At 67.6% G+C, this 11,336-nt stretch carries 6 protein-coding genes; 3 read left to right on the top strand and 3 right to left on the bottom strand.

The window, feature by feature from the left end:
• The first annotated feature begins 31 nt into the window (after nt 1–31).
• Entirely contained in the window at nt 32–3,877 is a 3,846-nt protein-coding gene (gene hrpA / locus FKP22_RS10150) for an ATP-dependent RNA helicase HrpA (RefSeq protein WP_375140572.1), read from the top strand.
• Nucleotides 3,878–3,887: 10 nt separating this feature from the next.
• Here hrpA and FKP22_RS10145 read toward each other — a convergent pair whose 3' ends face one another.
• Nucleotides 3,888–4,631 (bottom strand): SDR family oxidoreductase, encoded by a 744-nt coding sequence (locus FKP22_RS10145; RefSeq protein WP_141287377.1) that lies wholly within the window; start codon nt 4,629–4,631, stop codon nt 3,888–3,890.
• Nucleotides 4,632–4,742: 111 nt separating this feature from the next.
• Here FKP22_RS10145 and FKP22_RS10140 point away from each other — a divergent pair, with 111 nt between their 5' ends.
• Nucleotides 4,743–5,666 (top strand): AraC family transcriptional regulator, encoded by a 924-nt coding sequence (locus FKP22_RS10140; RefSeq protein ID WP_141287376.1) that lies wholly within the window; start codon nt 4,743–4,745, stop codon nt 5,664–5,666.
• Here the strand turns inward: FKP22_RS10140 and serB are convergent.
• Nucleotides 5,659–6,372, bottom strand: a complete 714-nt coding sequence (gene serB, locus FKP22_RS10135; RefSeq protein ID WP_141287375.1) for a phosphoserine phosphatase SerB — start codon at nt 6,370–6,372, stop codon at nt 5,659–5,661. The genes FKP22_RS10140 and serB overlap by 8 nt on opposite strands.
• On the opposite strand from serB, the gene FKP22_RS10130 reads away from it, so the two are divergent.
• Nucleotides 6,371–8,956 carry a DUF3772 domain-containing protein gene (locus FKP22_RS10130; protein WP_141287374.1) on the top strand — a complete coding sequence of 862 codons (2,586 nt, stop codon included), beginning with the start codon at nt 6,371–6,373 and terminating at the stop codon, nt 8,954–8,956. The two genes, serB and FKP22_RS10130, sit on opposite strands and share 2 nt — an antisense overlap.
• A 21-nt stretch (nt 8,957–8,977) precedes the next feature.
• Here the strand turns inward: FKP22_RS10130 and mfd are convergent.
• A partial coding sequence (gene mfd / locus FKP22_RS10125; protein ID WP_141287373.1) for a transcription-repair coupling factor occupies nt 8,978–11,336 on the bottom strand: 2,359 nt, incomplete at its 5' end.

Below are 11,336 nucleotides of genomic sequence, written 5' to 3'. Positions count from 1 at the left end.
CCCTCCGCGCCCGGCCAATCCGGTGCCGCCCATCCGCTATCCCGAATCGCTGCCGGTCTCCGGCCGGCGCGAGGAGATTGCGCGCGCGCTGCAGCAGCACCAGGTCATCATCGTCTGCGGCGAGACCGGCTCGGGCAAGACCACGCAGTTGCCGAAGATCGCGATGGAACTGGGCCGTGGCCTGGGGGCTGGCGGCAAGGGCCTGATCGGCCACACCCAGCCGCGGCGCATTGCCGCGAGCTCGGTGGCCAAGCGCATTGCCGAGGAGCTGAATTCGCCGCTGGGCGAGGTGGTGGGCTACAAGGTGAGGTTCCAGGATCGATTGCAAGCAGGGGCATCCGTCAAGTTGATGACGGACGGCATCCTGCTGGCCGAGACGCAGACCGACCCACTGCTCAAGGCCTACGACACGCTGATCATCGACGAGGCGCACGAGCGCAGCCTCAACATCGATTTCCTGCTCGGCTACCTGCGCCAGATCCTGCCGCGCCGGCCCGACCTGAAGATCGTCGTGACCTCGGCGACCATCGATGCGGACCGCTTCGCCAGGCACTTCGAATCCATCCACGGCCCGGCGCCGACCATCATGGTCAGCGGCCGCACCTTCCCGGTCGAGCAGCGCTGGCGGCCCTTCGAGGAAAAGAAGGACTTCGACCTCAACGATGCCATCGCCGACGCGGTCGACGAACTCTGGCGCGAGGCCCGTGGCGACATCCTGGTCTTCCTGCCTGGCGAGCGAGAAATTCGCGAAGCAGCCGATCATTTGCGCAAGCACCTGGCGCACCAGCCGCTGCACCGGGACGCCGACATCCTGCCGCTGTTTGCGCGCCTCTCGCAGACGGAGCAGGACCGCGTTTTCGAGGCCGGCAATGGCCATCGCATCGTGCTGGCCACCAACGTGGCCGAGACCTCGCTGACGGTGCCCGGCATTCGCTACGTGATCGACTCCGGCCAGGCGCGCGTGAAGCGCTACAGCTACCGCAACAAAGTCGAGCAGCTGCAGGTCGAGTCCATCAGCCAGGCGGCCGCCAATCAGCGCGCCGGCCGCTGTGGTCGCGTGGCCAACGGCATCTGCGTGCGGCTTTACGACGAGAAGGATTTCAACGAGCGCCCGCGCTTCACCGACCCCGAAATCCTGCGCTCCTCGCTGGCCGGCGTGATCCTGCGCATGAAGGGCCTGCGGCTGGGCGACGTGGAGGAATTCCCTTTCCTCGAAGCGCCGCCGAAGAAGGCGATTGCCGACGGCTACGCGCTGCTTGGTGAACTGGGCGCGGTGGACGATGCCAACGTGCTCACGCGCATTGGCCAGGAGCTCTCGCGCCTGCCGCTGGACCCGCGCGTGGGCCGCATGATCCTGGAAGCCCGCTCGCGCGAAGCACTGAGCGAGGTGCTGATCATTGCGTCCGCGCTCAGCGTGCAGGACGTGCGCGACCGGCCGCTGGAAGCGCAGCAGGCGGCAGACGAAAAGCACAAGAAGTTCGACGATGAGAAGTCGGAATTCATGGGCTACCTGAAGCTGTGGAAGTGGATAGAAGAAGGCCGTGGACAGCACGGCCATGCTGCGCAGGCCGGCCAGCAGATTGACTCGCACAAGCTCAGCAACCGCCAGCAGGAACAGCGCCTGCGCGACAGCTTCGTCAACCCGCGCCGCGTGCGCGAGTGGCGAGACATCCATTCCCAGCTTCACACCGTCGTCGCCGAACAAGGCTGGCGCATCAACGGCAGCCCTGCGACCTACGAGCAGCTGCACCTGGCGATGATGGCCGGCCTCTTGGGCAACATCGGCCTGAAGGCGGACGATGACGAGTTCTACCTTGGCGCCCGCGGCATCAAGTTCTGGCGCCACCCGGGCGCACACCTGAGCAAGAAACCGGGCCGCTGGATCGTTGCGGCCGAGCTGGTCGAGACCACGCGCCTGTTCGGCCGCGGCCTTGCGAACATCGAGCCCCAGTGGATTCCGCAGATCGCCGGGCATTTGCTCAAGGTCCAGCTGCTGGAGCCGCACTGGGAGAAGAAGGCGGCCGAGGTCATTGCGCTGGAGCGCGCCACGCTTTACGGCATCGTCGTCTACAGCAATCGGCGCGTGAACTTCGGCAATGTGGACGCGAAGCTGGCGCGGGAGATCTTCATCCGCGAAGCGCTGGTCAACGGCGAGTGGGACAGCAAGCTGCCCTTCCTCGCGCACAACCGCAAGATGATCGCGCAGGTCGAGGAACTGGAGCACAAGTCGCGCCGGCAGGACGTGCTGGTCGACGACGAATTGATCTACGCCTACTACGACGCGCAGCTGCCGGGCGACATCGTCAGCGGCCACAGCTTCGAGCGCTGGTTTCGCGAGGCCCAGCGCGGGCAGCCCGAGCTGCTGCGCCTCACGCGCGAAGAGCTGATGCGCCACGAGGCGGCCGGCATCACCACGAACGCCTTCCCGAAAACGCTGCGCATGGGCGGTGTGGACTGCGTCGCGACCTACCTGCACCAGCCGCAGGACCCAAAAGACGGTGTGACCGTCAGCGTGCCGATCTACGCGCTGAACCAGGTCAGCGAAGATCGCTGCGAGTGGCTGGTGCCCGGCATGCTGGAAGCCAAGGTGCTGGCGCTGGTGAAGAGCCTGCACCAGCGCCCGCGCTCGCGCCTGGTGCCGCTGCCGGAGTTCGTGGCCGAGTTCTGCGCGAGCGCGCCGTTCGCGCAGGGCAACCTGGTGGACGTGCTGCTGAAGGCCGTGCGTGAGCGCAGCCAGATCGCCGTGCAGCGCAACGACTTCAAACTGGAGCAACTCGCGCCGCACCTGTTCATGAATTTCCGCGTGGTGGACGAACATGGTCGCCAGCTCGGCATGGGCCGCCAGCTCGCCACGTTGAAGGCCGAACTCGGTGGCCAGGCACGCTCCGCGTTCCAGGCCCTGGCCTCGCTGAAGCTGGGCGCCGCCGCGGTGGCAGCACCTCAGCCGCAGACCATTGCAACGCCTTCGGGTGGCAAGGCCGTGGTCGCGGGCATCAAGGCGGCACCACCGCCGCCGGCCGACACGGCTCCCGCCAGACACACCAGCTGGACCTTCGGCGAGCTGCCCGAGCTGATGGAGATCCGCAAGGCCGGCCAGACGCTGATCGGCTTCCCGGCGCTGATCGACAAGAACACGCACGTCGAGATCGAAGTTTTTGACGAACCAGATGTGGCCGCGGCCAAGCATCGCGCCGGCCTGCGTCGCCTGGTGGGGCTGCAGCTCAAGGAGCCACTGAAGTACCTGGAGAAAAACATCCCGGACCTGACGCAGATGGCCGTGGCCTACATGCCGCTGGGCACGGCCGACGAACTGAAAGCGCAGATCATCGATGTGGCGCTGGAGCGGGCCTTCCTGCAGGACCCGCTGCCGCAGAACGCGCAGGCCTTCAACCAGCGCCTGGAAACCGGCCGCACCCGGCTGAACCTGATCGCACAGGAAGTGGCGCGCCTGGCCGGCAGCATCCTTGTCGACTACGCCGCCGCCTTGCGCAAGCTCAAGGACGCCCGCGCGCCCAAGGAGGTGAGCGACGACATCACCGGCCAACTGCAGCGCCTGATGCCCAAGCGCTTCGTGGCTGTCACGCCTTACCCGCAGTTGCAGCATTTCAGCCGCTACCTGAAGGGCATCGTGATGCGGCTGGACAAGCTGCGTGCCGACCCCGCGCGCGACAGCCAGCGCCTGGCCGAACTGCGCCCGCTGGAGCAGCGCTACACGCGCCGCCTGGCCGAACTCAAAGGCCAGGCCGACGCGCGGTTTGACGACTTCCGCTGGCAGCTGGAAGAACTGCGCATCAGCCTGTTTGCACAGGAGCTGCGCACGCCGCAGCCGGTGTCGGCGAAGCGTTTGGAGAAGACCTGGGCCCAGCTGACCAGTTGAGCTTCAGGTCTTAGCCGGCCTCGGTCAACGCGACGGCATCGGCACCGGCGGGCAGGCGCATCGGCGTCGACGGATCGGTCGCCGCGCGCCACACCGCTTCGGCCACGTCCTCAGCGTGCGTGACGGGCGTGGACATGCTGCGCACGCTGGCGAACACCTGCTGCGTGAACTCGGCATAGGCTTCCGACACGCCTTGCATGCGCGACTGGGCGTTTTCGCCAAAGCGCGTGCTGGGTGCGCGGCCCGGCAGCACCAGGCAGGCCCGCACGTTGAACGGCTGCAGCTCCAGCGCCAGGGATTCGGTGAACGCGTTCACAGCCGCCTTGCTCGCGGTGTAGACCGACAGCAGGGGCAGCGATTTCAAGGTCACGCTGGATGTGACGTTGACGATCACACCGGACTTGCGCAGCCGGAACTGCGGCAGGAAGGCCTGGGTCATCGCAATCGTGCCCAGGGTGTTGGTTTCGAAGACCTCGCGGGCGGTGGCCATCGCGGTGGCTTCCAGGGCCGACAGCACGCCGATGCCAGCGTTGTTGACCAGCACGTCGATCGGCCCGGCTGCCGCCACCGCATGGTGGATGCTTGCCGGGTCGGTGACGTCCAGTGCGAGCACGCGCAGCCGCTCGGACGGCGGCAGCACGTCTTCGCGGGGCGTGCGCATCGTGGCAATGACCTGCCAGCCCTGGGCCAGGAAGTGGCGGGCGATTTCAAGGCCGAAACCGGATGAGCAGCCGGTGATCAGGATCGTTTTCATGGGAACTCCTTCGGGACATGAGCGAGGGGTGGACGATGGCGAGATGATGTGTCGCCATCGCCGGACTTGCTACATTCAACAGTCCGCCAATCAATTCCGAGAGTCCTGTTCATGGTCGATCCCCTGTCCGAGGTCGTCGCTTTGCTGCAGCCCGGCACGCCGTTCTCCAAGGTCGTCAGTGGCGCGGGGCCCTGGCGTGTTCGCCGCACGGAGGCCGGCAGGCCGTTCTATTGCGCCGTGCTCGAAGGCGCTTGCCAGCTCTCGGTCCAGGCGCAGGCGGCGATCACCTTGCAGGCCGGTGACTTCGTGCTGATTCCCTCGGCGCACGGCTTCGCCATGTCCAGCATCGAGCCGCCGACCTGGGAGGGAGACGATCCGCCGCCGGTGCAACTGGGCCAGGGCGAGTTCAGGCTGGGCAGGCCAGGCGGCGAGCCCGATGTTCGCCACCTCATCGGCTACTGCAGCTTCGGTTCGCCGGATGCCGCCTTGTTGGTGTCGCTGCTGCCTGAGCTGGTGCATGTGCGCGGCGAGCCCAGGCTGTCCACGCTGGTGCAGCTGGTGGGCGACGAATGCCGTGCGCAGCGGCCCGCGCGCGAGGTGGTGCTGGCGAGGCTGCTGGAAGTGCTGCTGATCGAAGCGCTGAGGTCTTCGGCAGACACTGGTGCGTCGCCCGGCCTGCTGCGCGGCCTGGCCGACTGCCGGCTTGCCTCGGCCATCCGCGGCATGCACGAGCATCCCACTCAGGCCTGGACGGTGGTGCAACTGGCCAAGCTTGCGGCACTGTCGCGCTCGGCGTTCTTCGAGCGCTTCAGCCGCGCGGTGGGCGTGGCGCCCATGGCCTATCTGCTGGCCTGGCGCATGGCGCTTGCCAAAGACCTGCTGCGGCGCAGCGCGGCGGGCGTTGCCGAGGTGGCTCAGCGCGTGGGCTACAGCTCGGCCAGCACGTTCAGCGTGGCCTTCACCCGCCATGTGGGCCTGTCGCCCGCGCGTTATGCCCGCGAGCGGCAGCCCTCGGAAGAAGTGCCGGTTACTTGAGGACGGCCAGCAGGCGGTCCATGCCGCCTTCGGTCAGGCTCAGCACCGCGCGTTCGCGCACCGCGGGCTTGGCATGGAAGGCGACCGACAGGCCCACGGCTTCCATCATCGGCAGGTCGTTGGCGCCGTCGCCCACGGCAATGGCCTGCGATGGCGCGATGCCCATCAGGTCGCACACGTCCAGCACCGTGCGGCGTTTCTGCTCGCCGTCGACGATGTCGCCCCAGGGCTGGTCGACCATGCGGCCGGTGAGTTGCTCGCCGTCCATCTCCAGCACGTTGGCCCGCGCGAAGTCCAGCTTCAGCCGGCCGCGCACAACGTTGGAGAAAAAGGTGAAACCGCCGGAAACCAGCAGCGTGCGAAGACCGGCCTTCTGCAGCGCAGCCACGAAGCTCGCCACGCCGGGGTTGAGCTGCAAGCGCTCGTCCAGCACGCGCTGCAGGTCGGCCCGGTTCACGCCCTTCAGCAGTGCCACGCGCTGGCGCAGGCTGGCCTTGTAGTCGGTGATCTCGCCACGCATCGCGGCCTCGGTGATGGCGGCCACCTCGGCCTTGCGGCCGACTGCGGCGGCAATCTCGTCCACGCACTCGATGTTGATCAGCGTGGAGTCCATGTCGAAGGCCGCGAGCCGGTAGTCGGCCAGGGCAAGAGAGGACTGGGCGCCGGCGCGCAGCAACAAACCGGGGGCGACTTCGGTGGCGGTCATGGTTGAATTTGAGGTCTGGTCCGACAGCCGGATCGGCCACGGCCCGGCATTATCCGGCACCGTGTTTGAGGTGAAGCGCGCGCTGGTGCGCCGCAGGAGTGAAGATTTGAAGAATCGATGGCAGGCCCAGGTGGCAGGACGCGGCTGGGCCGGTGTGCTGAGTTTGTTTGTGCTGTGCGGCGCGTTGCTGGCCGCAGGCTGGGTCCACGCCCAGGGGCCGACGCAGAATGCGGACACCTCGCTGGACGCGACACGTCTGGCACTGGACAGGATCTCGCGCCAGCTGGATGCGGACAAGCTCGCTGACGGTGAGCTCACCGGCCTGCGCAAGAACCTGTTGACGCTGCAGCAAGGCGCCCAGCAGATCGCCATCGATCAGGCGCCTGAGCTGGCCAGCGCCCAGGCGCGGCTGGCCGAGCTGGGCCCCGTGCCGGCCGAGGGTGGCGAGGCGCCGGACGTTGCCAAGCAGCGTCGCAGCGTCGAGCAATCGGTGTCGGAGCTGGATGCGCGGGTGAAGCTTGCGCGGCTGCTGGCGGTCGAGAGCGAACAGTTGGCCGACAAGGCCGCCGACCTGGCGCGCACCCGTTTCCAGGCCCATCTCTTCGAGCGCACTGACTCGCTGCTGTCGCAAGGCTATTGGCAGGACCTGGGCACCAGCCTGGCGCGGGACGGCAGCCGGTTGAGCGGCGTGCTCACCCAGGTGGCCGCCGCTGCAGCCGCCACGCCTGGCTGGACGATGCTGGCACTGGTGCTGCTGGTGGCGGGCGCGGTTGTCCTGCGGCTCTGGCTGGTGCGCGTGCTGACACGCTTCGAGGTCGAACATGTGCCGCGCGGGCGCGTGCGGCGCTCGTCGTTCGCGCTGGTGTATGCCTTGCTGGCGATGCTGGTGCCCGGTGTGCTGGCTTTTGCCGTGGCCGTGCTGCTGGACGCCGGGCCCGGTGGCAGCGCCGGTTTGCGCGCCTTCTTCGGCAGCCTCGTCGGCGCCAGTTGTTTCTCCGCCTACATCGCGGGCATCAGCCAGGCGGTGCTGTCGCCCAAGCGTGCCTCCTGGCGCATGCTTCCCGTGCCGGACACCGTCGCCCGCGGGCTGCGCGCCTACCCCTTGATGCTTGGCCTGATCACCTTCTTCGGCTGGTTTGCGCAGCAAGTGGCAGGCCTGGCGCAATCGGACCTGGCCACCGTCGTGGCGATCAACACTGGCTACGCGCTGCTGCTCGGCATGCTGATGGCCAGCGCGTTGCGCCGCGGTGGCCGGCTGCACCGGCTGTCGGGCAACGATCCGGCAGGCGAGCAGGGCGGCAACGCACCGTCCAAGCCGCTGTGGCTGACCTTCTGCGCTGGTGCGCTGTGGCTGTTGCTGGTGCTCAGCCTGGCGGGCATGCTGATGGGCTACATCGCGCTGGGTGCCTTCGTGGTGCGCCAGGTCGCCTGGGTGCTGATCCTCGCGCTCAGCGCCTATGTGCTGACAGCCGTGATCGACGACCTGGCCAACGACTGGCTGGTGCCCGAGGCGGAGAAGCAGCAGGCCGAAGCCGATGACTGCGGCGACCCGGCCGATGCGCGCCTGGCGGCAGCCGGTGGCCGCAGGCTGCAGGTGGCGCTGGTGCTGTCGGCCGCGCTGCGGCTGACCATCGTGCTGGTGGCCCTGGTGCTGGTGCTGGCGCCGTTTGGCGAGGGCCCGCGCGAGCTGTTCCAGCGAAGCAATCAATTGTTGATGGGCATCACCATCGGCGAGCTGCAGGTCAAGCCGACGGCGGTGCTGCAGGCGGTGCTGGTCTTCCTGCTGGCGTCCACCGTGCTGCGTGCACTCAAGCGTTGGACCACCGAGCAGTTCCTGCCGGCCACTTCGCTGGACGCCGGCATGCGCACCTCGGTGACCACGCTGCTGGGCTTCATCGGCACGGTGATCGCCATCGCGCTGTCGCTGTCGGCCGTGGGGCTGGCACTGGAGAAGGTGGCCTGGATCGCCAGCGCGCTGTCGGTGGGCATCGGCTTTGGCCTGCAGGCGGTGGTGTCGAACTTCGTCTCCGGCCTGATCCTGCTGGCCGAGCAGCCGGTGAAGGTGGGCGACTGGGTGGCGCTGGGCGGCGTGGAGGGCGACATCCGGCGCATCAGCGTGCGCGCCACCGAGATCGAGATGGGCGACCGCTCCACTGTCATCGTGCCGAACTCGGAGTTCATCACGAAGGTGGTGCGCAATGTGACGCGCCACAGCCCGCTGGGCCTGGTGCAGATCAAGCTGCCGATGCCGCTGTCCAGCACCGATCCGGACAAGGTCACCGAGCTGTTGCTCGCGGCCTTCGTCGAACATCCCGACGTGCTGGAACAGCCGGAGCCCAGCGTCTTCATCGACGCCGTTGCCGACGGCAGCCTGGTCTTCAATGTGAGCGGTTTCGTGAATTCGCCGCGCAACGCCTACAAGGTGCGCAGCGCGCTGCTCTACGTCGTCCTGCGCCAGCTTCGCGAGGCTGGCCAGCCGATCTGGCGCGCGCCGTCCATGGTGCTGAGAGATGCCCCGCCGCCTGCCGCGCCGGACCCAGGCATCCAGACCAGCGTTCGCGGTACCCCGGACACGCCCGCCTGACCGTTCGGCGCGCAGCGCGAGTCAGCGCGGCTGTGGCGTCGGCGTGCCCAGCTGGCGCAGCAGTTCGCGCATGTACTGCGCGCGGTCGCGGGCTTCGGTCAGCTCGCGGTCGATGCGCAGCTTGTCGTTGCCCACCAGCTTGATGTGCCGGTTCTTCTGCACCAGTTCGATGATCTTCATGCCGTCGATCGGCGGGTTGGGCCGGAAGGTGATGTTCATCAGCTTCGGGCTGGCGTCGATCTTCAGCACGCCGTAAGGCTTGGCCAGCAGCCGCAGCCGGTGCGTGTCGAACAGCGTCTGGCCCTGGGTCGGCAGCTTGCCGAAACGGTCGGTCACCTCTTCGAGCAGCCGGTCCAGCTGGTCGGCCTTCTCGGCGCTGGCCAGGCGCTTGTAGAGGTTCAGCCGGGTGTGCACGTCGCCGCAGTAGGCGTCCGGCAGCAGCGCGGGGCTGTGCAGGTTGATCTCGGTGGTGGCGCCGAACACGGCGCTCTGCGGGCTCAGCAGGTCCGGCACTTCGTTGTTCTTCAGCGCCCGTACGGCTTCGCTCAGCATTTCGTTGTAGAGCTGGAAGCCGACCTCCATCATGTTGCCGCTCTGGTTGTCGCCCAGCACCTCGCCGGCACCGCGGATCTCCAGGTCGTGCATGGCCAGGTAGAAGCCCGAGCCCAGCTCTTCCATTTCCTGGATCGCTTCGAGGCGCTGCGCGGCCTGCTTGGTCAGGCCTTCCACGTCCGGCACCAGCAGGTAGGCGTAGGCCTGGTGGTGGCTGCGGCCCACGCGGCCGCGCAGCTGGTGCAGCTGCGCCAGGCCGAACTTGTCGGCCCGGCTGATGACGATGGTGTTGGCCGAAGGCACGTCGATGCCGGTCTCGATGATGGTCGAGCACAGCAGCACGTTGTGGCGCTGGCTGGTGAACTCGCGCATCACGCGCTCCAGGTCGCGCTCGGGCATCTGGCCGTGCGCCACCGCAATGCGCGCCTCGGGAATCAGCTCTTCCAGCGCCTGGCGCCGGTTCTCGATGGTCTCCACCTCGTTGTGCAGGAAATAGACCTGGCCGCCGCGCTTGAGTTCGCGCAGCACGGCCTCGCGGATGGTGCTCTTGCCCTCGTTGCGCACAAAGGTCTTGATGGCCAGGCGGCGCTGCGGCGCGGTGGCGATCACGCTCAGGTCGCGCAGGCCTTCGAGTGCCATGCCCAGCGTGCGGGGGATGGGCGTGGCCGTCAGCGTCAGCACGTCCACCTCGGCGCGCATGGCCTTGATGGCTTCCTTGTGGCGCACGCCGAAACGGTGTTCCTCGTCGATCACCAGCAGGCCCAGGCGCTTGAACTTCACGTCCTTGCTGAACAGCTTGTGCGTGCCGACGACGATGTCGATGGTCCCGTTCTCTATCCCCTCCAGCGCCGCCTTGATCTCCTTGGCGGTGCGGAAACGGCTCAGCTCCGCGACCTTCACCGGCCACTTGCCGAAGCGGTCGACGATGGTCTGGTAGTGCTGCTCGGCCAGCAACGTGGTGGGCGCCAGCAGGGCCACCTGCTTGCCGCCGATGACTGAGACAAAGGCCGCGCGCAGAGCGACTTCGGTCTTGCCGAAGCCCACGTCGCCGCAGACCAGCCGGTCCATCGGCTTGGGGCTGACCATGTCCTGGATCACCGCATGGATGGCCGCACGCTGGTCGGCAGTCTCCTCGAAGCCGAAGCTGGCGGCGAAGGCCTCGTAGTCGTGCGGTGAGAAGCGGTGCGCCATGCCTTCGCGCGCGGCACGCAGCGCATAGAGGTTCAGCAATTCGGCGGCCGTGTCGCGCACCTGCTCGGCCGCCTTGCGCTTGGCCTTGTCCCATTGCGCCGAGCCCAGCTTGTGCAGCGGCGCTTCTTCGGCGGACACGCCGGTGTAGCGGCTGATCAGGTGCAGCTGGGCGACCGGCACGTAGAGCGTGGCCTTGTCGGCATATTCCAGGTGCAGGAACTCGCTCGGGCCCTCGCCCAGGTCGATGTGGATCAGCCCCAGGTAGCGGCCGATGCCATGCGCCGAATGCACCACCGGGTCGCCGATCTTTAGCTCCGAGAGATCCTTGATCAGCGCTTCGACGTTGCTGGTCTGCTCCTGCTTGCGGCGGCGGCGCGTGGTGGGCGCGCTGGCGAACAGCTCGGTCTCGGTGAGGAACTGGATGGCCTTGCCATCGCCTGGTTCATGCCAGAAGAAACCAGCGGCCAATGGCGCCGCGGTGATGGCCACCTTCTCGCTGCCGGCCTCGAATTCGGCCAGCGAGGCCACGGCCGGCACGTCGATGCGTTGGTCGCGCAGCAGCTCCAGCAAGCTCTCGCGCCGGCCGTCGCTCTCTGCCACCAGCAGCACGCGGTGCGGCGTGCTGGCAATGTGTTTT

The sequence above is a fragment of the Ideonella azotifigens genome, assembly GCF_006519715.1.
GTDB lineage: Bacteria > Pseudomonadota > Gammaproteobacteria > Burkholderiales > Burkholderiaceae_C > Ideonella > Ideonella azotifigens.
The sequence above is the reverse complement of the archived record's forward strand: the minus strand, read 5'-3'. Positions and strand labels throughout refer to the sequence as shown.

Excerpts from the sequence above, each read along its gene's own strand:
- FKP22_RS10145 (WP_141287377.1), bottom strand. The coding sequence starts at position 4,631 with ATGAAAACGATCCTGATCACCGGCTGCTCATCCGGTTTCGGCCTTGAA.
- FKP22_RS10140 (WP_141287376.1), top strand. The coding sequence starts at position 4,743 with ATGGTCGATCCCCTGTCCGAGGTCGTCGCTTTGCTGCAGCCCGGCACG.
- FKP22_RS10130 (WP_141287374.1), top strand. The coding sequence starts at position 6,371 with ATGGTTGAATTTGAGGTCTGGTCCGACAGCCGGATCGGCCACGGCCCG.
- serB (WP_141287375.1), bottom strand. The coding sequence starts at position 6,372 with ATGACCGCCACCGAAGTCGCCCCCGGTTTGTTGCTGCGCGCCGGCGCC.